24 protein-coding genes are annotated in these 24,040 nt (G+C 72.4%); 12 read left to right on the top strand and 12 right to left on the bottom strand.

Going from position 1 to position 24,040, the window contains the following annotated elements:
- Positions 1-73 precede the first annotated feature (73 nt).
- Entirely contained in the window at positions 74-541 is a 468-nt protein-coding gene (locus ACJ5H2_RS04630; protein ID WP_408898395.1) for an SRPBCC family protein, read from the top strand.
- Here the strand turns inward: ACJ5H2_RS04630 and ACJ5H2_RS04625 are convergent.
- Positions 519-1,403 carry an ArgP/LysG family DNA-binding transcriptional regulator gene (locus ACJ5H2_RS04625; RefSeq protein ID WP_408898394.1) on the bottom strand — a complete coding sequence of 295 codons (885 nt, stop codon included), beginning with the start codon at positions 1,401-1,403 and terminating at the stop codon, positions 519-521. The two genes, ACJ5H2_RS04630 and ACJ5H2_RS04625, sit on opposite strands and share 23 nt — an antisense overlap.
- Before the next feature lie 79 nt (positions 1,404-1,482).
- Between ACJ5H2_RS04625 and ACJ5H2_RS04620 the strand changes: the two genes are divergently transcribed.
- Positions 1,483-2,127 (top strand): LysE/ArgO family amino acid transporter, encoded by a 645-nt coding sequence (locus tag ACJ5H2_RS04620; RefSeq protein ID WP_408898393.1) that lies wholly within the window; start codon positions 1,483-1,485, stop codon positions 2,125-2,127.
- 33 nt (positions 2,128-2,160) lie between these two features.
- Here the strand turns inward: ACJ5H2_RS04620 and ACJ5H2_RS04615 are convergent, their stop codons facing one another.
- From ACJ5H2_RS04615 to ACJ5H2_RS04600, 4 genes are read right to left on the bottom strand one after another with little or no spacing between them, the layout of a single operon-like run.
- Entirely contained in the window at positions 2,161-2,517 is a 357-nt protein-coding gene (locus ACJ5H2_RS04615; RefSeq protein WP_408898392.1) for a hypothetical protein, read from the bottom strand.
- A 32-nt stretch (positions 2,518-2,549) separates the two neighbouring features.
- On the bottom strand, positions 2,550-3,443 hold the full coding sequence (locus ACJ5H2_RS04610) for a M15 family metallopeptidase (RefSeq protein ID WP_408898391.1): 894 nt from the start codon (positions 3,441-3,443) through the stop codon (positions 2,550-2,552).
- Positions 3,416-4,075: a LuxR C-terminal-related transcriptional regulator gene (locus ACJ5H2_RS04605; protein WP_408898390.1), complete on the bottom strand. Its 660-nt coding sequence runs from the start codon at positions 4,073-4,075 to the stop codon at positions 3,416-3,418. Before ACJ5H2_RS04605 ends, ACJ5H2_RS04610 begins: the two co-directional genes overlap by 28 nt.
- Positions 4,068-5,357, bottom strand: a complete 1,290-nt coding sequence (locus ACJ5H2_RS04600; protein WP_408898389.1) for a PspC domain-containing protein — start codon at positions 5,355-5,357, stop codon at positions 4,068-4,070. The genes ACJ5H2_RS04605 and ACJ5H2_RS04600 overlap by 8 nt, the downstream gene beginning before the upstream one ends.
- 144 nt (positions 5,358-5,501) lie before the next feature.
- Between ACJ5H2_RS04600 and ACJ5H2_RS04595 the strand changes: the two genes are divergently transcribed.
- The 3 genes from ACJ5H2_RS04595 to ACJ5H2_RS04585 are packed head-to-tail and all read left to right on the top strand — an operon-like array spanning position 5,502 to position 7,536.
- Positions 5,502-6,692 (top strand): PspC domain-containing protein, encoded by a 1,191-nt coding sequence (locus ACJ5H2_RS04595; protein ID WP_408898388.1) that lies wholly within the window; start codon positions 5,502-5,504, stop codon positions 6,690-6,692.
- Positions 6,689-6,997, top strand: coding sequence for a hypothetical protein (locus ACJ5H2_RS04590; protein ID WP_408898387.1), 309 nt, complete (start codon positions 6,689-6,691; stop codon positions 6,995-6,997). The genes ACJ5H2_RS04595 and ACJ5H2_RS04590 overlap by 4 nt, the downstream gene beginning before the upstream one ends.
- Positions 6,994-7,536, top strand: coding sequence for a YbaK/EbsC family protein (locus ACJ5H2_RS04585; protein WP_408898386.1), 543 nt, complete (start codon positions 6,994-6,996; stop codon positions 7,534-7,536). The genes ACJ5H2_RS04590 and ACJ5H2_RS04585 overlap by 4 nt, the downstream gene beginning before the upstream one ends.
- A gap of 12 nt (positions 7,537-7,548) precedes the next feature.
- On the opposite strand, the gene npdG is transcribed toward ACJ5H2_RS04585, so the two are convergent.
- Positions 7,549-8,250: an NADPH-dependent F420 reductase gene (gene npdG / locus ACJ5H2_RS04580; protein WP_408898385.1), complete on the bottom strand. Its 702-nt coding sequence runs from the start codon at positions 8,248-8,250 to the stop codon at positions 7,549-7,551.
- Positions 8,251-8,406: 156 nt separating this feature from the next.
- Between npdG and ACJ5H2_RS04575 the strand changes: the two genes are divergently transcribed.
- From ACJ5H2_RS04575 to ACJ5H2_RS04560, 4 genes are all read left to right on the top strand, one after another.
- A complete protein-coding gene (locus tag ACJ5H2_RS04575) occupies positions 8,407-9,453 on the top strand; it encodes an LLM class F420-dependent oxidoreductase (RefSeq protein WP_408898384.1) in 1,047 nt (348 codons plus the stop codon).
- The gene (locus tag ACJ5H2_RS04570; protein ID WP_408898383.1) at positions 9,453-10,601 is read left to right on the top strand and encodes an acyl-CoA dehydrogenase family protein; all 1,149 of its coding nucleotides are present in this window, start codon (positions 9,453-9,455) and stop codon (positions 10,599-10,601) included. Before ACJ5H2_RS04575 ends, ACJ5H2_RS04570 begins: the two co-directional genes overlap by 1 nt.
- A gap of 188 nt (positions 10,602-10,789) precedes the next feature.
- On the top strand, positions 10,790-12,925 hold the full coding sequence (locus tag ACJ5H2_RS04565; RefSeq protein WP_408898382.1) for an MMPL family transporter: 2,136 nt from the start codon (positions 10,790-10,792) through the stop codon (positions 12,923-12,925).
- 111 nt (positions 12,926-13,036) lie between these two features.
- Positions 13,037-15,628, top strand: a complete 2,592-nt coding sequence (locus ACJ5H2_RS04560; protein WP_408898381.1) for a bifunctional FO biosynthesis protein CofGH — start codon at positions 13,037-13,039, stop codon at positions 15,626-15,628.
- On the opposite strand, the gene ACJ5H2_RS04555 is transcribed toward ACJ5H2_RS04560, so the two are convergent.
- The 3 genes from ACJ5H2_RS04555 to ACJ5H2_RS04545 are packed head-to-tail and all read right to left on the bottom strand — an operon-like array spanning position 15,625 to position 18,778.
- A complete protein-coding gene (locus tag ACJ5H2_RS04555) occupies positions 15,625-16,872 on the bottom strand; it encodes a sugar ABC transporter permease (protein WP_408898380.1) in 1,248 nt (415 codons plus the stop codon). The two genes, ACJ5H2_RS04560 and ACJ5H2_RS04555, sit on opposite strands and share 4 nt — an antisense overlap.
- Positions 16,869-17,690, bottom strand: coding sequence for an ATP-binding cassette domain-containing protein (locus ACJ5H2_RS04550; protein WP_408898379.1), 822 nt, complete (start codon positions 17,688-17,690; stop codon positions 16,869-16,871). The genes ACJ5H2_RS04555 and ACJ5H2_RS04550 overlap by 4 nt, the downstream gene beginning before the upstream one ends.
- The gene (locus ACJ5H2_RS04545; RefSeq protein ID WP_408898378.1) at positions 17,690-18,778 is read right to left on the bottom strand and encodes a substrate-binding domain-containing protein; all 1,089 of its coding nucleotides are present in this window, start codon (positions 18,776-18,778) and stop codon (positions 17,690-17,692) included. The genes ACJ5H2_RS04550 and ACJ5H2_RS04545 overlap by 1 nt, the downstream gene beginning before the upstream one ends.
- Positions 18,779-18,932: 154 nt before the next feature.
- Between ACJ5H2_RS04545 and ACJ5H2_RS04540 the strand changes: the two genes are divergently transcribed.
- Positions 18,933-20,108, top strand: coding sequence for an ROK family protein (locus ACJ5H2_RS04540; RefSeq protein WP_408898377.1), 1,176 nt, complete (start codon positions 18,933-18,935; stop codon positions 20,106-20,108).
- 30 nt (positions 20,109-20,138) lie between these two features.
- On the opposite strand, the gene ACJ5H2_RS04535 is transcribed toward ACJ5H2_RS04540, so the two are convergent.
- Together ACJ5H2_RS04535 and ACJ5H2_RS04530 are read right to left on the bottom strand one after the other, a co-directional pair.
- The gene (locus ACJ5H2_RS04535; protein WP_408898376.1) at positions 20,139-21,008 is read right to left on the bottom strand and encodes an alpha/beta fold hydrolase; all 870 of its coding nucleotides are present in this window, start codon (positions 21,006-21,008) and stop codon (positions 20,139-20,141) included.
- 9 nt (positions 21,009-21,017) lie between these two features.
- Positions 21,018-21,626: a DUF4126 domain-containing protein gene (locus tag ACJ5H2_RS04530; RefSeq protein ID WP_408898375.1), complete on the bottom strand. Its 609-nt coding sequence runs from the start codon at positions 21,624-21,626 to the stop codon at positions 21,018-21,020.
- 43 nt (positions 21,627-21,669) lie between these two features.
- On the opposite strand from ACJ5H2_RS04530, the gene ACJ5H2_RS04525 reads away from it, so the two are divergent.
- Positions 21,670-22,161 carry a DUF5709 domain-containing protein gene (locus ACJ5H2_RS04525; RefSeq protein ID WP_408898374.1) on the top strand — a complete coding sequence of 164 codons (492 nt, stop codon included), beginning with the start codon at positions 21,670-21,672 and terminating at the stop codon, positions 22,159-22,161.
- 16 nt (positions 22,162-22,177) lie between these two features.
- Here the strand turns inward: ACJ5H2_RS04525 and ACJ5H2_RS04520 are convergent, their stop codons facing one another.
- Positions 22,178-23,395: an endonuclease/exonuclease/phosphatase family protein gene (locus ACJ5H2_RS04520; protein ID WP_408898373.1), complete on the bottom strand. Its 1,218-nt coding sequence runs from the start codon at positions 23,393-23,395 to the stop codon at positions 22,178-22,180.
- Between the two features lie 159 nt (positions 23,396-23,554).
- Between ACJ5H2_RS04520 and ACJ5H2_RS04515 the strand changes: the two genes are divergently transcribed.
- Complete coding sequence (locus ACJ5H2_RS04515) at positions 23,555-23,698, top strand: GPGG-motif small membrane protein (protein ID WP_408898372.1); 144 nt, start codon at positions 23,555-23,557, stop codon at positions 23,696-23,698.
- Positions 23,699-24,040: the final 342 nt, after the last annotated feature.

Here is a 24,040-nt window from a genome sequence, read left to right as displayed (position 1 = left end):
CTGGACGTAAATATCCACCGACCGCTAGGGTCACAATGCGACCGATCGGTCGTATTGATGCCGAGGAGGAACCATGACCCCGCTGGACCAGCTGCTCGAGGACTCGATCCGGGTGGCGGCGCCGCCCGCCGCGGTGTGGACGCTCGTGAGCGACGTGCGCCGGATGGCCGAGTGGAGCCCCCAGGTGACGTCGACGCGCATCGCCGACGGCGCCGAGCCCGGCGAGGGCGTCGCCTTCACCAACCGCAACCGCTACGGCGAGCTCGAGTGGACCACGCACGCGAGGATCCTGCGCTACGAGCCGGAGCGGGAGATCGCCTTCCGGATCGACGAGAACTGGGCCGTGTGGTCCTTCCTCCTCCGACCGGACGGGACCGAGGGCACCGTGCTCACCCAGCGCCGCTCCACGCCCGACGGCATCTCCGAGCTCGCGACCGAGCTGGCCGAGGGCTTCCTCGGCGGCATGGACTCCTTCACCGAGGTGCTGCGGGAGGGGATGCGCGAGACGCTCGTGGCGATCAAAGCGACCGCGGAGGCCTGACCAGCGCCCGGGCGGCGCGGCGGACGTCGTCGGTGAGGGACGCGAGCGCCGGGCTGTCGAGCCGCCAGCGCTGCCAGAACAGGGGTACGACGAGCGGCTTGGCCCCCGGTAGCCGGACCACGTCGCCGGCGGCCACGCTCTCGGCGAGCTGTGGCGCGAGCAGGAGGCCCCACCCGAGCCCGGCCCGGACCGCCTCGTGGAAGTCGGCCGTGCTGGGGACCCGGTGGACGACCGGAGGGCGCCCCGCGCCGTGGGCGGCGAGGAGCTCGTCCTGCAGGTGGTCCTTCTCGTTGAAGACCACCAGCGGCATCGCCGCCCAGTCGACGCCGCGACCGCGCCGGTGCCGATCGACGAGCCAAGGCGCCGCGGCCGGTGTGTAGCGGATCCCGCCGAGACGCTCCACCACGCAGCCCTGGACCGGGCGCGGCTCGCCGGTGACCGCCGCCAGCACCTCGCCGCGGCGGAGCAGGTCGTGGGAGTAGGCCTGGTCCTCGACATGCAGCCGGAGCGCGGTCCCCGTGCGTCGCGCCACCGCGGCGAGAACCGGGCGGAACCAGGTGGCGAGTGAGTCCGCGTTGACCGCCACCGCAAGGTCGAGGACCTCCTCCGCGCCCAGTGCGACGGCCGCCTCGGTGCCGAGCAGGCGCAGCTGTCGGCCCAGCCGCACGAGCGGCACCCCCGCCGGGGTGACCGTGGCGGGCGTCGTACGCCGGACCAGGACCTGGCCCGCGGCCTGCTCCAGCGCGCGCACCCGCTGGCTCACGGCACTGGCGGTCACGTGGAGCCGTCGCGCCGCGGCCTCGAAGGTCCCCTCCTCGGTGATGGCGACGAGGGTCTCCAGCTGGGCCGGGTCGAAGCGCATGCGCGATCTTAAGCACGGCTCATGTTCCTGAAGGAACATTCGTTGGCCTTCAGACTCCGGGCAACCTTAGGTTCGTGCCGTGCTCGCCCCCGCTCTCGCCGGTCTCCTGACGACCGCGTCGCTCATCGTCGCCATCGGCGCCCAGAACGCCTATGTCCTGCGCCAGGGTCTGCTGCGCTCCCACGTCGGCGTCGTGGTGCTGATCTGCGCCGCCTCCGACGCCGTGCTCATCGCGGCGGGCGTCGCCGGCGTCGGGGCGTTCGTCGACCGGACCGGCTGGGCACTCACCCTGGTGCGCTGGCTCGGGGTGCTCTTCCTGCTCTGGTACGCCGCGGCCTCGCTGCGCCGCGCCGCTCGGCCCGAGTCACTCGCGCCGGCGGGCGTCGACGCCGAGCGCGAGGGCGGAGGCGTCGCCACGCTCACCGAGACCCGGCGCGGCGTGGTGAGCCGGACCCTGCTGCTCACCTGGCTCAACCCGCACGTCTACCTCGACACCCTGCTCCTCATCGGGTCCGTCGCGGCCGCCCACGACGGCGGAGAGAGCGTGGGCCGCTGGTGGTTCGGCGCGGGAGCGGCGCTCGCGAGCGTGCTGTGGTTCTGCGGACTCGGCTTCGGCGCCCGCCTGCTGGCGCCGCTCCTGGCCCGGCCCCGGGCGTGGCAGGTCGTCGAGCTGTGCATCGCGGCGACGATGGTGCTCGTCGCGGTCAAGCTCGCGACGGGCTGAGCGGGTGAGCGGCCCCCGGTGACGCGCCCGGCCTCAGCTGTGCACGGGTGACCACAGGACGGCGACGCAGACCTCGGCGATCGCGAGCACGAGCAGGCCCGCCCAGAGGCCGTTCGGGATCTTGGCCTTGCGCATGTTCGCCATCACGAGCACGAGGAGCACCAGGCCGATGGCGAGCTTGACGCCGACCTTGGCGTGGTTGACCGGGTCGTCGCCGCCCTCGAGTACGCCGACGAGCAGCAGACCCGCGAGGAAGGCGGTGCCGACGCCGTCGCGCATGACGCCGGTGACCCGCTTGTCGCCGGGGCCGGCCTGCGCCAGCAGCCCGCCGATCAGGGCCGAGAAGCCCAGGATGTGCACGATGAGCAGGATCAGGCGCAGGGTCTCCATGGCTCGCACCCTATCCAGCGCGGCCCCCGCGGTCAGCGCCCGGTCGCCGAGAAGTGCTGGTAGTCCTTCAGCGAGCTCCACGAGCCGCCCCACGCCCAGCCGATCCGCGCGAACTCGCGCACCACGAGGTCGTCCGCGTGGATGATGCCCGGCTGGGCCCGGGTGCGGTCGAGGTACGCCGACGCGCGCTCCGGGAGCACCAGCTCGCCCTTGTGGTACGGGTTGAGGAAGGGGTTGACGTCGATCGCGAGACCGTAGGCGTGCGCCGACCAGGCGCTCTGCCCGCGCGCCGCCCGGCACACCAGCGCCGCGGTGTTGTTGCCGTCGCCGGTGGGAGGGGCGTCGAGGTCGGCCGTCGTCGGGAGCCGCATCTCCTCGATCGGGAAGTCGGCGGCGAAGAGGGCACGGAAGACCGAGACGACGTCCTCGGCCTCGGCGGCGGCCAGGACCAGCTCGCCGGTGTGCGCCTGACCGTCGAAGCCACGGAAGGAGACGGTGACGTAGGCCAGGTCGCGCAGAGCCACCGGGCAGGACGGCGACCAGGTCTCCCCCATCCGCTCCCGGATCTGCGCGGTCACCGGCCCGATCGAGGAGTGGAACCGCCCGTCCGCCGGCGGCGGCAGCAGGTCGGCGGTCGGGAAGCGCCGCACGCGCAACGGCTTCGGGGTCGGCCTGATCTCGCCGTACCCGCCAGGCGTGCGCGGCAGGACGTGGACGCCCAGCTGCCAGTCGGAGTAGGCCGGGCCGGGGCTCGCGGAGCCCGGCGGGGCAGGCGCCACGCCGGACGCGACCGGCACGGACGGCGCCGAGGGCGTGGACGGCATCGAGGGCGCGGCCGTCGTCCCCCCGGAGCACCCGGCCAGCAGCGCGGCGGCGAGGAGCAGCGCCGCGCCCCGCCTCACAGCAGCCGCCGGTCCGATGCCCACCGGGTCAGCTCGTGGCGCGAGGACAGCTGGAGCTTGCGCAGGACCGACGACATGTGGGTCTCGACGGTCTTGATCGAGATGAACAGCTCCTTGGCGACCTCCTTGTAGGAGTAGCCGCGCGCGATCAGCCGCATCACCTCCCGCTCGCGCTCGGTGAGGCGGTCGAGGTCCTCGTCGACGCTGGCGAGGTCGGCCGAGAGCCCGGCTCCGGCGAAGGCGTCGAGCACGAAGCCGGCCAGCCGCGGGGAGAACACGGCGTCACCGTCGGCCACCCGTCCGATCGCGTCGACCAGCTCCGGGCCGGTGATGGTCTTGGTGACATAGCCGCGGGCGCCGCCGCGGATGGTGCCGATGACGTCCTCCGCCGCGTCGGACACCGAGAGCGCGAGGAAGCGCACGTCACCGTCCTTGACCCGGCGGATCACCTCCACGCCGCCACCGCCGGGCAGGTGCACGTCGAGCAGGACGACGTCCGGCCGGTGTTGCTGCACTGCGGCCACCGCCTCGTCGACGTCCGCGGCCTCGGCCACGACCTCGACCCGGCCCGCGCCCGTGGCGCCCAGCTCGGCGCTCACGCCGCGGCGGAACATGGCGTGGTCGTCGACGACGACGACCCGCACGGGCTCAGTCATTGCTCTCCTTCGGGGTGTGGTCGAGGTGCAGCCGGACCTCGGTGCCCTCGCCGGGGGCGGACCGGATCTCGGCCCGTCCACCGTGCCGCTCCATGCGGTCGATGATGCTGCGCCGCACGCCGAGGCGGTCCTCGGGGGTGGCCTCCGGGTCGAAGCCCGCGCCGCGGTCACGCACGAAGACGTCGATGCCGGCGGGTGTGATCTCGGCGTACACGTCGACCCTCGGCACCCCGGCATGCTTGGCGGCGTTCGTGGTCGCCTCGCGCGCGGCCTGCACGATCGGGCGAGCGGACTCCTCGTAGTCGCAGTCGCCCACGGCGACGACGTCGACGGTGATGCCGTACGCGTCCTCGATCTCGGCGGCGGCGGCGCGCAGGGCGCTGGCGACCGTGGCCTCGTCGAGCGACTCCCCGGCGTACAGCCAGGCGCGCAGGTCGCGCTCCTGGGCGCGGGCGAGCCGGGCGGCGTCCGCGGGGTTCTTCTGGATCAGAGCGAGCGTCTGCAGCACCGAGTCGTGGAGGTGCGCCGCGACGTCGGCGCGCTCCTGGGTGCGGACCCGCTCGGCGCGCTCGTCGGTCAGGTCGGACATCAGCCGGTAGACGAACGGTCCGAGGACGATGGCGAGGCCGAAGAAGGCGAGCAGGATGGCCAGCGTCGCGTCGCGCGCGACCGACAGCGACCCGTCCCTCAGCGTGAACAGCACCAGGGCGACGACGACGAGGACCACGCCGGCGCCGATCCGGGCCCAGGCGGCCCAGCCGCCGCCGCCGAGCACCAGCCGGACCGGGTCGACCTTGCCGGTGGCGTCGATCCAGCGCTCGCGCTGCGCCTCGTCGGCCTGGCGCCACAGCAGGGCGACGCCGACCACCGCGATGCCCAGGGGCCAGATCCACCAGCCGGTGCCGAGCAGCGCCTCGATCGTGAGGACGGCGCCGATGCCCAGCACGGCCAGGGTGATCGTCGGGCCGACGTCGGAGAGCCGGCGGCCGCGGCGTCCCGGGCGGCGACCGTCGCGGGTCGCGCTCGCGAGGCCGGGGGCGAGGGCCTCCGCGGGTGGCCCTGCGGGCAGCAGGATCCACAGGGCGGCGTAGGCCATCACGCCCGAGCCGCCGACGACCGTCGCGATCACGAACGCCGCCCGCACCAGCAGCACGGACACGCCGAGGTGGACCGCGAGGCCCGCGGCGACGCCACCGATCATCGGCTCGCGCAGGTCGCGCCAGGCCCGGCGTACGTCGCGGGGCGGCGCGGGCGGTGCGGGCAGGGGCGCAGTCGTGCTCATGATGGCTCCATCGTCACACAGCACCTCCCGTGCCAGCAGGGGGAAGGACCCTGACCCGACCCTGATCCCGGCCCGGGGGACGCCGGTGCGGATCAGGGCTGTCCCCGATGGTCCGGACCGCACCGTGCCACCATGCTGGTGGACATGAACGCACCGACCGACACCGAGAACGAGCCTCGCCGCGAGGGGCCCCGGGTCACCCGCGACGAGGTCCGCGACCTCGCCCGGCTCCGCCGCAGCCGCGACGACCGCAAGGTCGCCGGCGTCGCGGCGGGGATCGCGCGACACCTCGACATCGACCCGCTGCTGGTGCGGATCGCGTTCGTCGTCCTCACCTTCTTCGGTGGCGGCGGCCTGATCCTGTACGCCGTGTGCTGGCTCTTCGTGCCGGAGGAGGGCACCGAGGACGCGGTGGTCCGCGTCGACGAGGGCATCCGCACGGCGGCTCTGATCATCGGCGGCGTGGTCGCCGTCGCCTCCGTCGTCGGCGACACCGTCGGGGGCTCGGACTTCCCGTGGCCGCTGCTGGCGGTCGGGCTCGTGGTCATCGCGGTGCTGGCCGGCAAGAACGCCGTCAAGCCCGGCGGCCCTCCGCACCCGTGGCTGCGCGGCGATGGCCCGACCGCTCCTCCCCCACCGCCGGAGCCGGGCGAGCCCGGCGCGACGTACTCGGCGTACCGGACCCCGGCGCCGGCGTACCGACGGCCGGCCGACCCGCGCAAGCGCGGACCGCTGCTGTTCCCGTTCACCTTCGTCCTGGCGGTCCTGGGCCTTGGCACCCTGGCGACCTTCGACCTCGCCGGTGCCGATGTCGCGGCGTCGGCGTACCCCGCGACCGTCCTCGGGATCACCGGCCTGATGCTCCTCGTCGGCGCCTTCTTCGGCCGCGCCGGCGGGCTGATCCTGGTCGGCCTGCTCGCGGCGGTGGCCACGGCTCTCACGACCGTCGTCGACAAGGTCGACACCAACGGCGGGTTCGGGCAGATCTCCCCACAGATCGACTCCGCCGCCGAGCTGAAGGACCGCTACGAGCTGGCCGGCGGCGAGATCGTCATCGACCTCGCCGACCTGGACCCGGCCCAGCTGGAGGAGCTGAACGGCCGGATCCTCGAGCTCGACGTCAACGTCGGCGAGATCCGGGTGGTCGTGCCCGACGACGGACTCCGGGTCGCCGTCGACGGCCAGATCGAGCTGGGCGAGGTGCGCCTGTTCGGCAGCAAGTCCGGCAACTCCGACAAGGCGGTGCACGGCGAGGACGGCGAGCCCCTCCTCCGCATCGACGCCGACGCAGTCCTCGGCGAGATCGAGGTCATCACCCGGAAGGACGCAGCATGAGCCACTACGACGAGACCACCGAGCTCCCCCGCGAGGAGCGTGCCGCCGACGGACGACGCTCCGGCCGGCACCCGGTCAACACCGGCCACCTGGTCATGGGCGTGGCGTTCACCGGCCTCGTGGTCGTGTGGGCGCTGGTCGTCAGCGACACCGTGCAGGTCGACGAGAACGGCTGGGTCATGGGCCTGCCGTGGCTGGCGGCGGGAGCGGCGGGACTGATCGCCTCCGTGCTCCGCGGTCGGCGCCACGACCCGGCCTGGGAGCAGCAGGGCTGGGACGGTTCGCAGATGCGGGGCTGGCAGTGACCCTCCCGCAGCTGACCGGGTTGACCTCGCTCGTCGCGCTCGATCACCCCGAGCTGGTCGCCCCGCCGGTCGCCGCCGCCCTGGCGGCGTGGCCGGGCGCCGAGCGGATCGCGGTCGTCGAGATCGACCCGGCGCACGCGGACACCGCCGCGATGAGCGCGGCCTACGACCTGCCGATGGAGACCGGCGCCAACTGCGTCCTGGTCGCCGGCAAGCGGGAGGGCGAGGAGCGGGTGGCGGCCTGCCTGGTGCGCGCCGACACCCGCGCCGACGTCAACCACACGGTGAGGCGGCTGCTCGACGTCCGCAAGCCGTCGTTCCTGCCCCTGGAGCGGGCGGTCGCCGAGTCCGGGATGGAGTACGGCGGGATCACGCCCGTCGGGCTACCGCCCGGGTGGCGGCTGCTCGTCGACGCACGGGTGCCCGCCATGGAGCTGGCCGTGCTCGGCTCCGGCCTGCGCCGCTCCAAGCTGCTCGTGCCCGGGGACCTGCTCGCGCAGGCCCCCGGCGCCGAGGTGGTGGACGGTCTGGCCGGCTAGCCCCGACCGGGGTCAGTGGTCGAGGCCGGTGACCCGGATGCCCGAGTGGGTCTTGTACTTGCGGTTGATCGAGATCAGCACGGCGGTGAACGGCTCGAGGACCCGCGCCAGGCGCAGCTTGCCCCCGTCGATGCCCGGCCGGCCGGTGACCGACGCGGCCAGGTCGATCGCGACCTGCTTGCCCTCGGCCGAGTCGCCCACGACGATGACGTCCTCGTCGAGGAAGTCCGCCTCGCCCCAGAGCGCCGGGGCGGCGACGTTGTGGAAGGCACCCACGACCGTCGCCTCGGGCGCCAGCTCGGCGGCCGACTCCGCGGCCGAGCCCTCACCGTTGTCGATCACCCGCCCGTGCGCGCCGCGCTTGTCGAAGGCGAGCGGGTTCACGCACGAGATGACGGTCTTGCCGTCCAGCGCCCCGTCGGCCGCGAGCGAGGCGACCAGCTCGTCGTGACCGTCGTACGGCACGGCCAGGAGGACGACCTCGGCGGCCGCGATCGCGTCGGCGTTGGCCGCGCCGCGGGCGCTGCCGGCACCCGCGACGCCGGTGAGTCGCTCGGTCACCTCCGCCGCCACGGCCTCGGCCTTCTCCGCGGCGCGCGAGCCGAGCACGATGTCGTGGCCGTGCCGCGCGAAGCGGTAGCCGAGGCCCTTGCCCTGGGGTCCGGTGCCACCGATGACGGCGACGGTGTAGCGGGGGCTGTCTGAAGAAGTCACGCTTCCTCCTATCACGGCGGCTCCCGGCCGCTACGAGGGCGGTCTCAGCCAGGGAGACCATTGCCATCGTGACAGTATTACTGTCACAGTTGTGCTGTCGGTGACGAATCGCCGACACGACGTCACCGTGGCCGTCAGGGCCGGAAGGGACTGCCCATGAAGCTGTCGATGCCCCTCGTCTACGCAGGCAACCCACGCGAGTCGGCCGACCAGGTCGCCGCACTCGAGCGGGCCGGCCTGGACACCATCTGGGTCGCCGAGCCGTACGGCTTCGACGCGCCCACGCTGATGGGCTATCTCGCCGCGAAGACCGAGACCGTCGAGATCGGCGCCGGCATCCTCAACGTCTACTCCCGCACACCCGGAGCCCTGCTCCAGACCGCGGCCGGCCTGGACAACGTCTCCGGCGGGCGCGCGGTCCTCGGCCTCGGCGCCTCCGGTCCCCAGGTGATCGAGGGCTTCCACGGCCTCCCCTACGACCGACCGCTCACCCGCACCCGCGAGGTGATCGAGGTGATCCGGGCCGGCCTGCGCGGCGAGCGCCTCGACTTCCAGGGCAGGACCGTCCAGGTCCCGCTCCCCGAGGGCCAGGGCCTGGGGCTGGGCAAGCCGCTCAAGCTGCTCAACCGCCCCGAGCGCGCCGACCTCCCGATCTGGGTCGCCGCGCTGGGCGACAAGAACGTCGCCATGACCGCCGAGGTCGCCGACGGCTGGCTGCCCTTCCTGTACTACCCCGAGAAGGCCCAGGAGGTCTGGGGTGAGCCGCTCGCCCGCGGCGCCGCCAAGCGCTCGGCCGACCTGGGGCCGCTCGAGATCTGCGCCGGCGGCATGGTCGCGATCGGCGAGGGCCCCGAGACCAAGGCCCTGCTGGACTTCATGCGCCCGCTCTACGCGCTGTACGTCGGCGGCATGGGCGCGCGCAACAAGAACTTCTACAACCAGCTGGCCTGCGAGTACGGCTTCGAGAAGGAGGCCAAGGAGATCCAGGACCTCTACCTCTCCGGCAAGAAGAAGGAGGCGGAGGCGCTGGTCCCCCTCGAGTGGCTCGAGGCCGGCAACCTGGTCGGTCCGGCGTCGTACGTCCAGGAGCGGATCGCCGCCTTCCGGGAGTCCGGCGTCACCAACCTGTCGGTCTCCCCGGCAGCCCCCGACAGCGCCGCCGCGGCCGCGACCATCGCACAGATCAAGGAGTGGGTGAGCTGATGCCCGAGCGTCCCAGCATCTACGAGACCGAGCACGAGGACTTCCGCGCCACCGCGCGCACCTTCCTGGAGCGGGAGGTCGTCCCGCACCACGAGCAGTGGGAGAAGGACGGCCTGATCGACCGCGAGGTCTGGCGCAAGGCGGGCCGCGCCGGCCTGCTCGGCTTCGAGGTCCCCGAGGAGTACGACGGTCCGGGGATCAAGGACTTCCGCTATCACATGGTCCTGACCGAGGAGATCGCGCGCGCCCACGCGAGCGGTCTCGGCTTCGCGCTGCACAACGACATCACGGTGCCCTACCTGGTCTCCCTCGCCAACGACGAGCAGAAGGCGCGCTGGCTGCCGGGCACGGTGTCCGGCGACATCGTCACCGCGATCGCGATGACCGAGCCCGGTGCCGGGTCGGACCTGCAGGGCATCCGCACCACCGCGGTCGACAAGGGCGACCACTACGTCCTCAACGGCTCGAAGACCTTCATCACCAACGGCATCCACTCCGACCTGGTGATCGTCGTGGCCCGCACGAACCCCGACGCCGGCGCCCACGGCATCAGCCTGCTCGTCGTCGAGGAGGGGATGGCGGGCTTCACCCGGGGCCGCAACCTCGAGAAGCTGGGCCTGAAGGCGCAGGACACCGCCGAGCTGAGCTTCGACGACGTCGAGGTCCCCAAGGCCAACCTGCTCGGCGAGGAGGGCCAGGGCTTCGTCTACCTGATGCAGAACCTGCCGCAGGAGCGGGTCTCCATCGCGACCATCGCGATCGCCGCGATCGAGCACGTCCTCGACCTGACTCTGGACTACGTCAAGAGCCGGGAGGCGTTCGGCAAGCCGATCGGGAAGTTCCAGAACACCCGGTTCGTGCTGGCGGAGATGGCCACCGAGGCCTACGTCGCGCGGACCTTCGTCAACCACTGCGTCGAGATGCTCAACGAGGGCAAGGTGGACACCTCCCTGGCCTCGATGGCGAAGTGGTGGACCACGGAGCTGCAGAAGAAGATCGTCGACCAGGGCCTGCAGATGCACGGCGGGTACGGCTACATGCTCGAGTACCCGATCGCGAAGGCGTACGCCGACACCCGGATCCAGACCATCTACGGCGGCACGACCGAGATCCAGAAGGAGATCATCGGCCGCTCCCTCGGCCTCTAGCCGGACCGGACAGCGGCCAGGACGGCCCCGGGATGTCACATCCCGGGGCCGTTGCGCGTCTTGTGGTCGGCGGGAACGAGACCGGTGGGTAAAGAGTTCCCGCTCCGCGATGAGTCAGGGGCGATCTCAGGGTCGGACCCGGAGGAATCCCGATGCCGATGTCCCCACCCAGTGGAAGGCTGCCACCCATGCACCGTCAGATCGCCGGCCGGCTGACCGGCCCCGTCACCAAGTGGATCGTCCTCGTCGCGGTCATCGTGATCGCCGGCGGCCTCGGCTCGTTCGCCGGGAAGCTCATCGACGTCCAGAACAACGAGACCGAGTCCTGGCTGCCCGAGAGCGCCGAGTCGACCAAGGCCTTCGAGAAGCTCGAGGCCTTCCAGGACCCGTACGACGTCGGCACGACCGTCGTCTACTACCGCGAGGACGGCCTCACCGACGCCGACCTCGCGGCCATCGAGGAGCACGCCGGGGAGATCGCGAAGCTCGACGGCGTGAGCGACGTGCTCACGCCCGCGGCAGCGCAGGCCGCCGGCGTACCCGCCCCCTTCGTGTCCGAGGACGGCAAGGTCGCCAAGCTCGAGTTCACCTTGAACTTCGGGGACAAGCTGTGGGAAGAGCTGCCCGACCTCAAGCCCGAGATCGACGAGATCATCGCGATCGACGGGGTGGAGTCCTATCTCGCCGGCGCGGGCGGGCAGAGCGCGGACGCGGCCACGATCTTCTCCTCGGGCGACGCGAACCTCCTGCTGATCACACTCGGCGTCGTCATCCTGATCCTGCTGGTGACCTACCGCAGCCCCATCCTGTGGCTGCTGCCGATCATCAGTGCCGTCGTCGGCCTGGGGGCCTCGATGGGCCTGCTCTACTTCCTCGCCAAGCACACCGGTCTCACCGTCAACGGCCAGACCCAGTTCATCCTGACCGTGCTGGTGATCGGCGCCGGGACCGACTACGCGCTGCTGCTGGTTGCCCGCTACCGCGAGGAGCTGCGCCGTCACGAGGACCGGCACGAGGCGATGGCCTTCGCCCTCCACCGCGCGGCGCCCGCCATCCTGGCCAGCGCGGCCACCGTCGTGGTCGGCCTGCTCTGCCTCCTCTTCGCCGACCTCAACTCCACCGCCGGCATGGGGCCGGCCAACGCCATCGGCATCGCCGTCACCTTCGTGGTCATGGTGACCCTGCTGCCGGCGCTGCTCGTGATCTTCGGTCGCTGGGTGTTCTGGCCGTTCGTCCCGCACTTCGGCACCACCGAGCCGACCGCGTCCGGCCTGTGGGCCAAGGTCGGCCGGGGCATCGCGCCTCGCCCGCGCATCGTCTGGGTCGGCACCGCCGCGGCCCTGGCCGTGCTGTGCCTGGGCTTCCTGCGCCTGGACACCAGCGGGATCCCGAGCGACGAGCAGTACACGCAGGACCAGGACTCGGTCACGGGCCAGACCATCCTGGTCGAGCACGGCCTGGTCGACGCGAGCACGCCGATCCAGGTGGTGGCCAACGCCGACGAGGCCGGCCGGGTGGTCGCGGCCATGGAGGGGGTCGACGGCATCGCCGCTCCGGTGGAGGTCGCGAGCAAGGACGGCATCGCCCTGATCGTGGCGGAGCTGCGCAGCGACCCCTACTCCGACGCGGCCTTCGACGCGGTCGAGGACGTCCGCTCCGCCGTCCATGCCGTCCCCGGCGCGGACGCGCTGACGACCGGCATGTCGGCCGTCACCGTCGACATCATGGAGGCGTCGGCACGCGACAACAAGGTGATCATCCCGATCGTCCTCGGTGCCGTGCTGCTGATCCTGATCGGCCTGCTGCGCTCGGTGCTCTCGCCGGTCCTGCTGATCGGCACGGTGATCCTGTCCTTCGGCGCGGCGCTCGGCATCTCCGGACTGGTCTTCGACCTCCTCTACGGCCGCGAGCACACCGATCCCGGGTTCCCGCTGTTCGCGTTCGTCTTCCTGGTGGCCCTGGGCATCGACTACAACATCTTCCTGATGACCCGGGTCCGCGAGGAGGCGGCCGTCCACGGCACCCGTCGCGGCTCGCTGATCGCGCTCTCCTCGACCGGCGGCGTGATCACCTCCGCAGGCCTGGTGCTGGCCGCGACCTTCGCGATGCTCGGCACGATGCCGATGACCTTCACGCTGCAGCTCGGTACGACGGTCGCGCTCGGCGTGCTGCTCGACACCATGATCGTGCGCTCGGTGCTGGTCACCGCGCTGAACCTCGACCTCGGCGGGAGGATCTGGTGGCCGAGCAGGCTCGACCGCGGCGAGGACGCGGCCGACGAGCCACCGGCGGCCGAGGAGGTCAAGGTCCCGGCCCTGGACTGACCGGCCCGCGAGCGATCCCCACGACCGATCGTTCGGTCCCCGACGGGTGGGTGTCCGACCAACGGGTAGAACTCGTTCTACTCGTGGCACCCACCCGTTAGGCTCGTCACGATGTCCGAGGTGCCCACCCCCCAGCAGATCCGTCGGGCGCTGGCCCGCGCCGAGCGCGGTGCCGCGCTCGACGTCGCGGAGTCGACCGCCCTGCTCGCCGCGACGGGCGCCGAGCTCGACCGGCTGACCGCCGCGGCGGCGAAGGTCCGCGACGCCGGCCTGGTCGCCGCCGGTCGTCCAGGGGTGGTGACCTACTCCCCGAAGGTGTTCATCCCGATCACCCGGCTGTGTCGCGACCGGTGCCACTACTGCACGTTCGTGGAGACGCCCGCCCAGGCGGCACGGGAGGGCCGGGCGCCGTACCTCTCCCCGGACGAAATCCTCGCCATCGCCCGCGAGGGCGCCGCACTCGGCTGCCTGGAGGCGCTCTTCACCCTGGGCGACCGCCCCGAGGACCGGTGGCCCGAGGCGCAGGCGTGGCTCGACGAGCAGGGCTACGACTCGACGCTGGCCTACATCCGGGCGATGGCGGTCCGGGTGCTCGAGGAGACCGGGCTGCTGCCCCATCTCAACCCCGGCGTGATGTCGTGGGAGGAGCTCAACCGGCTCAAGCCGGTGTCGCCGTCGATGGGGATGATGCTCGAGACCACCTCGCGGCGGCTGTTCGAGACCAAGGGATCGGCGCACTTCGGCTCGCCCGACAAGGACCCCGACCTACGGCTGCGGGTCCTCGACGACGCCGGACGCCACGGCATCCCGTTCACCACCGGCCTGCTGGTCGGCATCGGCGAGACCCTGGCCGAGCGGGCCGAGACGATCTTCGCGCTGCGGGCGACCGCTCGGGCCTACGGTGCCGTGCAGGAGGTCATCGTCCAGAACTTCCGCGCCAAGCCCGACACCGCGATGCGCCACGTCGACGACCTCGACCTGACGGAGTACCGGGCCGCCATCGCGGTCACCCGCCTGGTGCTCGGCCCGAAGGCCCGGATCCAGGCGCCGCCCAACCTGGTCGACCTCGCCGAGTGCCGCGCCCTGCTCGACGCCGGCGTCGACGACTGGGGCGGCGTCTCGCCGCTGACGCCCGACCACGTCAACCCCGAGCGGCCGTGGCCCTCGCTCGACCGGCTCCGGTCCGTGACCGCGGAGTGCGGCTTCGATCTCCGGGCCCGGCTCACCGTGCATCCCGAGTACGTCGTCGGCGCGCTGCAGCGCGGCGAGGCCTGGATCGACCCGCGGCTGCACGCCCACGTCGCCGCGCTCGCCGGGCCCGACGGCCTGGCGATCCCCGAGGTCCGGCCCACCGGGCTGCCATGGCAGGAGCCGGACGTCGTCCTCGAGTCCGCCGGCAGGACCGACCTCTTCGCCGCCATCGACGACGACGGCCCCGCCGGGGGTCGCACCGACGACCGGCGCAGCGACTTCGCCTCCGTGTACGGCGACTGGGACGCCGTACGGGAGCAGGCCGCCCAGACCGCCGGTGCGGTAGTCCCTCGCGAAAAGCACCTCGGTTCGGTGAATGCCGGTGCTTTTCGCGAGGGACTATCGGCAATGGCGGCCGCGGAGGCCGATCCCGGGAACCTGTCCGACGAGCACGCGCTGACCCTGATGACCGCGGAGGGCGACCTCCTGCGGGCCGTCGTACGGCTGGCCGACGACCTGCGCAGGGAGACCGTCGGAGACGACGTCACCTACGTCGTCAACCGCAACATCAACTTCACCAACGTCTGCTACGTCGGCTGCCGGTTCTGCGCGTTCGCCCAGCGGCGTACCGATGCCGACGCCTACTCCCTCTCCTACGCCGAGGTCGCCGACCGCGCCCAGGAGGCCTGGGAGCTCGGCGCGACGGAGGTCTGCATGCAGGGCGGCATCGACCCCGAGCTGCCCGCGTCGGCGTACTTCGACATCGCCGCGGCGGTCAAGCAGCGGGTCCCGGACCTGCACGTGCACGCCTTCTCCCCCATGGAGGTCGTCAACGGCACCGCCCGCACCGGCCTGTCCATCGAGGACTTCCTGATCAAGGCCCGGGAGGCGGGGCTCGGCTCGCTGCCCGGCACCGCCGCGGAGATCCTCGACGACGAGGTCCGCTGGGTGCTGACCAAGGGCAAGCTGCCCACGCGGACCTGGGTCGAGATCGTCACCACCGCCCACCGCATCGGCCTGCCGACGACGAGCACGATGATGTACGGCCACGTCGACAACCCGCGCCACTGGGTCGGCCACCTCAACGTGCTGAAGGGGATCCAGGACACCGCGGCCGAGAACGGGTCCAGCGGGTTCACCGAGTTCGTGCCGCTCCCCTTCGTGCACACCTCCGCGCCGATCTACCTCGCCGGCGTCGCCCGGCCGGGCCCCACCCTGCGCGACAACCTCGCCGTGCATGCGATGGCCCGGATCCTGCTCCACGGCCGGATCGCCAACATCCAGACCAGCTGGGTCAAGCTGGGCGTCGAGGGCACCCGCGCCATGCTCGACGCGGGTGCCAACGACCTCGGCGGCACGCTCATGGAGGAGACCATCTCCCGGATGGCCGGCTCCGAGCACGGCTCGGCGAAGACCGTCGAGGAGCTCACCGAGATCGGTGCCGGCATCGGCCGGCCCGTGCGCGAGCGCACCACGCTCTACGGCGAGCCCCCCGTGCGGACCGCCGGCTAGCCTCTGCCGCTGCTCGAACGGGCCCGGCGGGCGACGGAGTCGATCGCGACCGCGAGCAGCAGGACGGCGCCGGTGACGATCAGCCGGACGTCGGAGTCGACGTTCATCAGGTTGAGCCCGGTGCGGATCGCCTGCAGCACCAGGATCCCCAGGAGTGCGGAGTACGCCGAGCCCCGGCCGCCGAAGAGGCTGGTGCCGCCGATGACGGCGGCGGCGATCGCGGTGAGGTTGGTGTCCGTCGTACCGCTGGACTGCGAGACCGTGGTGAGCTGGCCGGCGACCAGCACGCCACCGAGGGCCGCGAAGGTCGAGCAGAGGACGAACACCGACCCGTAGACCAGGCCGACGCGGATGCCGGCGCGGCGCGCGGCCTCCTCGTTGCCGCCGACGGCGTAGACGTATCGGCCCCAGCGGGTGCGCCGCAGCAGCAGGTCCATCACGACCACCAGGCCCGCGAAGAGCACAGGCAGGTAGCCCCACCCGCGGTCGATGCCGAGGTAGTAGGTCAGCCAGCCCAGGCCCACGGCCAGGGCGGCCGCCTTGAGCGCGACACCGAGCAGGTTCGGCGGCGTGAGGCCGGCGGCGCGCTTCTGGCGCGCCGTCCACAGACGGGAGCCCAGGTAGACCGCGACCACCACCGCGACGAGGGCGTAGCCCTGGACGTCGGAGAGGAACTTCTGCCGGGTGAAGACCGGGAGGCCGGAGTCGCGGGGCAGGTTGATCGTGCCCTGGTCGCCGAGGACCCAGTAGAGCGCTCCCTCGAAGGCGAGCAGCCCGGCGAGGGTGAACACGAAGCTCGGCACGCCCACCCACACGAACAGCACGGCGTAGGCGCCGCCGATGAGCGCACCGAGCGCGACCGCGGCGAGGATCGACAGCGTCAGCGACTGGCCGTGGCTGACGAACATGACCGCCGTGGTCGCCGAGGTGAACCCGGAGACGGTGCCGACGCTGAGGTCGATCTCGCCGAGGAGCAGCACGAGCACGATGCCGAGCGCGATGATGCCCAGCGGGGCGGCGTACAGCGTCATCGTCACGAGGCTGCGCGAGGACAGGAACGTCGGCTCCTGGCTGTAGAAGAACGCGCAGATCGCGACCAGGCCGAAGATCACGGGAAGCATCCCGAGGTCGCCGCCGCGTAGGCGGCCGCCGAGCTGGCGCAGGTAGTCGACGGGCGACACGACGCGGACGAGCCGCTCGTCGGTGGCGTCGATCGGCGGCTGGCTGGTGAGCTGGTCGGTCACTGCTCCCCCTCGGAGTGGCCGGCGCGGCGGGCCGCGCGCTGGGCGACGACGTTGTCGGAGGCCCCGGTGATGGCGGCGACCAGCTGGTCCGTGGTCGCCTCCTCGGTGCGGAACTCGGCCGCGTTGCGGCCCAGCCGCAGGACGACGATCCGGTCCGAGACCGCCTGCACGTCGGCCATGTTGTGGCTGATCAGGATCACGGCCAGCCCCTGCTCGCGCAGCCGCTCGACGAGGTTGAGCACCTCCGCGGTCTGCGCGACGCCGAGCGCGGCGGTGGGCTCGTCGAGCATGACGACCTTGGGGTCGCCCACCAGCGAGCGGGCGATAGCGACCGTCTGTCGCTGCCCTCCGGAGAGACCGGCGACGGGGATCCGGACGGAGGGGATCTTCGCCGACAGGCTGCGCAGCAGGCGCCAGGCCTCGCGCTCCATCGAGACCTCGTTCATCAGCGGACCGAGGCTGTGCTCCTTGCCGAGGAAGAGGTTGGCGACGACGTCGAGGTTGTCGCACAGCGCGAGGTCCTGGAAGACCGTGGCGATGCCGAGCTGCTGGGCCCCGGCCGGGCCGGCCACCGTCACCGGTGAGCCGCCGAACCGGATCTCCCCGCCGTCGGGCTGGTAGACGCCGGCGATGGTCTTGACCAGGGTCGACTTCCCGGCTCCGTTGTCGCCCACGAGCGCGACCACCTCGCCCGCGTGGACGGTGAGGTCGACGTCGGTGAGCGCCTGGACGGCACCGAACCGCTTGGTGATCCCGGTCAGGGACAGGACGGCCTCGCCCGTGCCCCTGACCGGTACCTCGTTCTCGATGACGGACATCAGGAGACGCCGGCCTCCGTGCAGGCCTGCGCGTACTCGCCGGTGCAGATCTCCGCGGCGTCGTAGAAGCCGTCGGCGATGACGGTGTCGGCCACGTTGTCCTGGGTCACCACGATCGGGTCGAAGATGTACGACGGCACGCCCTCGAAGTCCGACTGGTCGATGCCGGTCTCCGTGGTGTCGGGGGCGTCCTCGCCCTGCGCGAGCAGCACGGCGAGCTCGGCGGCGGTCTCGGCCTCGATCTTGATCGGCTTGTAGATCGTCATCGTCTGCTCACCGGCCAGGATCCGCTGGATGGCGGCGACCTCGGCGTCCTGGCCCGTGATCGGGGGCAGCTGGTCGGCCGAGATGTGGTCGGTCAGGGCGGCGACCACGCCGCCCGCCTGGCCGTCGTTGGCGGCGTACACGCCGCCGATCTGTGCGGGCTCGTACTTGTTGAGCTGGTCGGAGGTCCACTGCTGGGCGTTCTCCGGGCTCCAGTCGGGGTTGTCGTACTCCTCGAGGATCTTCACCCCGCTGCTGTCGAGCACGCTGTGCGCGCCCGCCTTGAACTGGGCGGCGTTCGGGTCGCTGGGCGCACCGTTGAGCATGAGGATCTCGCCCTTGTCGCCCATCGCGTCGACGAGCGCCTGGGCCTGCATCTTGCCGACGGTCTCGTTGTCGAAGGACATGTAGTAGTCGGCGTTCTCGATGAAGCGGTCGTAGGCGACGACCGGGACGTCCTGACCCTGCGCCTCGTCGACCATGCCGGTCGCGCCCTCGCCGTTGACCGGGTCGAGGACGACGACGTCGGCACCCTGGTCGAGCGCCGTCGTCATCTGCTGGGCCTGCTTGGCCTCGTCCTGGTCGGCGTTGTAGTACAGCACCTTGCAGTCGCCGCACAGGTCCTTGACCTTGGCCTCGAAGATCGGCCGGTCGTGTGCCTCGTAGCGGGTGGTCTTGGACTCCGGGAGCAGCAGCGCGATGGTGCCCCCGTCGCCACCGTCGCCGCCCTTCTCGGCGTCATTGGCACCGCACGCGCTGAGCGCGGCGGCACCGAGGAACAGGGCCGCACCGGCGGCGGCAACTCGACGAGCTGAAGTGGACATGGCTCTCCTCGATCGGACGTTGAGCGGGTGGTCCGAGTGTTGTTGCTCACACGGTAGACGTCAAGACTTGAACACAAACTTCGCCATTTCTTGATCTTCGGCCGGTTTGTGGTCATTGCTTGACCATTATGGCGCCGCCGGGCACAGTGTCGCCATGACGTCGGAGCGCAGCGCGGACCGGGCCCCCGGGTCGACCGCGTCCCTGCGCGCGGCGAACCAGCGGCGGGTGCTCGACGTGCTCCGCACCAGCAGCGACGGTGGGGCCGCGACCGTCTACACCCAGGCCGAGCTCGCCCGGCTGACCGGCCTGGCCCGGGCGACGGTCTCCAACATCGTGCGCGACCTCGGGCAGGCGGGGCTGGTCGACACCGAGGCCGGCAGCGGGCGGCGCGGGTCCGCCGTACGCCTCTCGGCCGGGGCCGGCGTCGTCGCCGGCGTGGACTTCGGCCACAGCCATCTCGCCGTCGCCCTCGGCGACCTCACCGGACGGGTGCTGGCCGAGGAGCGCCGCTCCATCCCGGCCGGCCTTCCGCACGACGAGGCGCTCGCCCTCGCCGTCAGCATGACCGACGCGCTGCGCCCCGCGGGCGCGAGCCTGCGCCACGTCGGCCTCGGTCTCCCGGCGCCGGTCACCGACGGCGTGGTCCAGAGCGCGGCCATCTTCCCGGGCTGGCGCAGCGTGGACGCCCGGAGCGTGGGCTCGGCGGCCTTCGGATCCCCCGTCGACGTGGAGAACGACGCCAACCTCGGCGCCCTGGCCGAGCACCGGATCGGCGAGGGCCGCGGCACCGACAGCTCGGTGTTCGTCAAGATCTCCTCCGGTGTCGGCGCCGGGATCATCCTGCGCAACGAGCTGTTCCAGGGCACCGCCGGGAGCGCGGGCGAGATCGGCCACCTGACCTACGACGAGCAGGGCCCGCTGTGCCGCTGCGGCAGCCGCGGCTGCCTGGAGACCTACACCTCCGTCCAGGCGGTCCAGGGCCTGCTGTCCGGCCAGCTGCCGGACGCCGGCCTCGACGACATCATCGCGAGCGCGCAGACCGGCGACGTCTCGGCGCGGCGGGCGCTGGAGGACGCCGGGCTGCGTCTGGGCTGGGGGCTGGCCGCGGTGGTCAACCTGATGAACCCGTCGGTGGTCGTCATCGGCGGTGACATGGCGCGCGCGGGCGAGCTGCTGCTGGAGTCCGTGCGCATCGGGCTGCGCCGCCATGCCCTCGACACCCTCGCCCTGACCCCCGTGGTGGCGAGCCGCCTGGGCGAGCGGGCGTCCCTGCTGGGCGCGGTCCTGCTCGCCGCGGAGCGGACCGAGCTGCTCGTCGAGCCCACCTGACCGACGCGAGGCGAGCGCGGCGGGTGCGCCCTATCGCGTGCCGTCCAGGTGCTCCAGGATCGCGTCGGCGACCTCGTCGGGAGCCTCCTCGGCCTGGTGGTGCCCGGACGGGATGGTCCGGTGGCGCAAGGGCTGCGCGAGCCACGGCTCCCAGATCGGAACCGGGTCGCCGTGGATGTCGAGGTCGTCGTGCTCCGACTCGAGCAGCAGCGTGGGGCACGCGATCCGGCGGCCGGCCGCGCGGTCGGCCTCGTCGTGCTCGCGGTCGATGCCGAGGCCGGCCCGGTAGTCCTCGCACATGCCGTGGACGACCGCCGGGTCGCGCAGCGCGGCCCACACGTCGGCGTGGTTCTCCGGCCCCATCGCGGCGGGTTCCGGCGTGCGGTACCAGGCATCCGGGTCCGCGCTGATGACCCGCTCGGCCGGCTTGTCCGTCTGACCGAGGAACCACCAGTGCCACCAGGCCTGCGCGAACCGGACGTCGGTACGCTCCAGGTGCTCGACCACCGGGAGCCCGTCCATGACGACCAGGTGCGAGACCCGGTCCGGATGGTCCATGGCGGTCCGGAACGCCACCAGCGCCCCGCGGTCGTGACCGACCACGGCGAACCGCTCGTGGCCCAGGCGGGTCATCAGCGCGGCCACGTCGCCGGCCATCGCGCGCTTGCTGGACTGGGCATGGTCGGGCTCGTCCGGGGGCAGGGATGAGCCGCCGTACCCGCGCAGGTCCGGGCACACGACCGCGTGCCGGTCGGCCAGCCGGGCGGCGACCCGGTGCCACGTGGTGTGCGTGCGCGGGTGTCCGTGCAGCAGCACGACGGGGTGGCCCGCCCCGCCGGTCCGGTAGCGGATCCGTACGCCGGGCAGGTCGGCGTGGGCGAGCTCGAAGGAGTCGAACATGCAGCCTCCTCAGTCCAGCGCCGGGTCGTCGGTGCGCCGGCGCCCCTCGCGCCACGCGCGCAGGCGCGCCCAGCCCCGGCGTACCGTCCGCCAGGCGAGCCAGAGCAGCGCCAGCCCGGCGAGCAGGAGGACGCCGGCGGCACCGGCGGCGACGTAGGGATGCTTGATCGCGAACCAGACCACGGCGAGGACGACGACGTCCTCCCCCACGCTGATCCCGATGTTGGTGAACGGCTCGGGCACCGTGTTCACGGCCATCCGGGTCCCGGTCTTGACCGCATGGGCGGCGAGCGCGCTGCCGCCGCCGACCGTCCCGCCGACCAGCTCGTTGATGGCGCCGGAGTCGCCGGCGATGAGGACGCCGACCGCGCCGCCGACCACCGGCCGGATCGCGGTCGAGACGACGTCCCACGCCGAGTCGACGTACGGGACCTTGTCGGCGACGAACTCGAAGGCGTACATCAGGGCCGCGACCGTGAGAACGTCCCAGCGGGCGAGCACGTCGGGGATCTCGGCGAAGGACCCGAGCCGGTCGGCGAGACCCAGCACCAGGACGACCAGGTAGCTGTTGACCCCGCTGGCCCATCCCGAGGAGAACGCCAGGGCGAGTGATTCCACGTCACCAGCGTAGGACGCGCGCGCGCCGGGGTACCGCAGGCGCATGACGACCAACCAGCCGGACAACGACCCCGAGACCTACGAGGACTACAGCGTCGACGACGAGACCCAGCTCCAGCCCGAGGACACCCTGGCCGACGACGACGTGGCGGACGAGCTCGACCGCGGCTACTCCCCGCCCGAGCGCTACTCCGCCGCCCAGGGCTACGGCAACACCCCGTGGGAGCAGGCGCACGACCAGCCCCTCGACGACCGGCTCGCGCAGGAGATTCCCGAGCCGGACCCGCTGGGCGATGCGGACCGGGCGCGCGACGGCGAGGACGACGACGACGGGGTCCCACACGAGGCGGACGAGGACGGCGCCGAGGTGGGCGACGAGCGGGCCGGCCGCCTGGTCGACCCGGACGCGGGCTTCGGTGACGACCTCGAGAAGGACCTGGTCGCCGAGGACGTGGGCATCGACGGCGCCGGCGCCAGCGCCGAGGAGGCAGCGATGCACGTGATCCCCGACGACGAGGACGAGCTGCCGGCCTGACGGGTCAGCGCACCGGTCACCGCACGTCGAGCCAGACCAGCCGGTGGTCCGACGTCGGGAAGGGGTACACCCCGGTCAGCCGCGACAGCGGGTCACCCGCCGCCGGCCAGAACACGCCGCCGCCGACCGCGCGGAGCCGGCGCGACGGGAGGACGTAGTCGACGCGCAGGTTGCCGGGGGCGCCGTCGGCGAAGTCGGCCGTGTCGTACGCCGGGTCGCCGGTGTGGCCGGTGTTCGCGCCGCCCTGCAGGGCGGCGGCCTCCGTGCCCCCGCCGGAGGCCGGGACGAGCCGGCTGTCGACCTGAGGGTGGTCGAGGAGCTGGTGGATGGCTCCGTCCACGGAGTCGCCGTCCTCGGGGTCGGCGTTCTGGTCGCCGGCGACGACGAAGCGCGAGCCGGGGCGCAGCCCGCCGTACCGGCCCGCGTCGTCGCGGATGTAGCGAGCCCGGGCGGGAGCGCCGACGTAGTCGGCCCAGAACCGGATCTCGTCGTGGTTGCGGGCGCCGTTGCGGTCCTCGGGACCGTCGAACGTCGGCGGCGTCGGGTGGGAGACCAGGAAGTGCACCCGCTCGCCCCCGATCTCGATCGGCACGTCCCAGTGCGACTTCGAGGAGAGGCGGACGGCGTCGAGCTCCGCAGCGGAGTACCAGTCCGCCGGTGCCGGCGTCGCCGGGTCGTCGGGGAGCAGCGCGCCGGGCATGTCCCTCCAGAGGAAGGTCTGGAAGGTCCGCACGGCGTCGGTCGCGATCGGGTGCTTGGAGTAGACGACCATGCCGTACTGGCCGGGGAAGAGGCCGAAGCCGAAGGCGTCGTCGCCGCCGCCGACCCGGCCGTCGTTGTTGAGGTCGAGCCCGCTGGGCACGCCGGTGTTCGACGGGGCGACGAACGCGTAGGGGTAGCGCACCGGCGGCGCGCCGTTCTGCGACACCTCGAGGTAGTTCTCCCGGAAGAGGTCGACCGCGGCCGGCGCGAAGTCGAACTCGTTCACCAGCACGACGTCGGGGGCGACCCGCTGGATCGTCTCCGCGACGTTGCGCGCCTGTGGGTCGTCCCGCGTCGAGAGGTCGCGGACCAGGTCCCCCTCCGCGGCGCGGTTGAGGGAGGCGTTGAAGGTCGCGAAGCGCACCGGCTCGGAGCCCGCCGGACGGCCGGCGGCCCCGGGGGCCGGTCCCGCGACGGGAGCGATCGCCGCCAGCACGGCGAGCACGGACAGGACGGCAGGGGTACGGCGCACGATGATCCTCCGAGCAGGGTGTTGCGGACAGCTCGACCGTAGGCGGACGCGGCCGTCGCAGGAACCCGTCCGGGCGTGAAGGTTGGGTGAACCGTCTAGGGCGGCCGGCGAGGGGTACTTCAGGTCCGGGCCGCGAGGCCCCTGACGAAGGAGGCAACTGTGGCACTCATCTTGTGGATCCTGGCCGTGATCCTGGTGGTTTCGGGCATCTTCAGCCTCTTCCGGGGTGAGATGCTCTGGGGGATCGTGCTGATCGTCGTGGGCCTGCTGGTCGGTCCCGGAGGCGTCAGCCTCTTCACCTGACGCACCCCGCAAGACCCCTCGCTGAGCCCGGCCTACGCGGTCCGGGCTCAGCAGGTGTCTGTGCTTCTGGATGGCTCCTGGACGGCTCCCGGATGCGCCAGGACCCGGGCCGTCGCCGCCGGGCGGGTCAGCGCTCGTCCACGAAGCGCACGACGTGCGCCGGCGCCGGGTCGCCCTGGGTGTTCCACGGCGCCTCCGCGATCACCAGCCCGAAGACCAGCCAGGGAAGGCCGGCACCACCCGACGCACCTCCTGTGCTCGCCGTGACCGAGCCAGGCGGTACCCCGGGAGCGGGGTCCTAGCCCCAGGCGCCGAGGCGACGCCCGCGGGCTACTCCCACTC

It is taken from the genome of Nocardioides pymetrozini (assembly GCF_046058985.1).
GTDB lineage: Bacteria > Actinomycetota > Actinomycetes > Propionibacteriales > Nocardioidaceae > Nocardioides.
The sequence above is the reverse complement of the archived record's forward strand: the minus strand, read 5'-3'. Positions and strand labels throughout refer to the sequence as shown.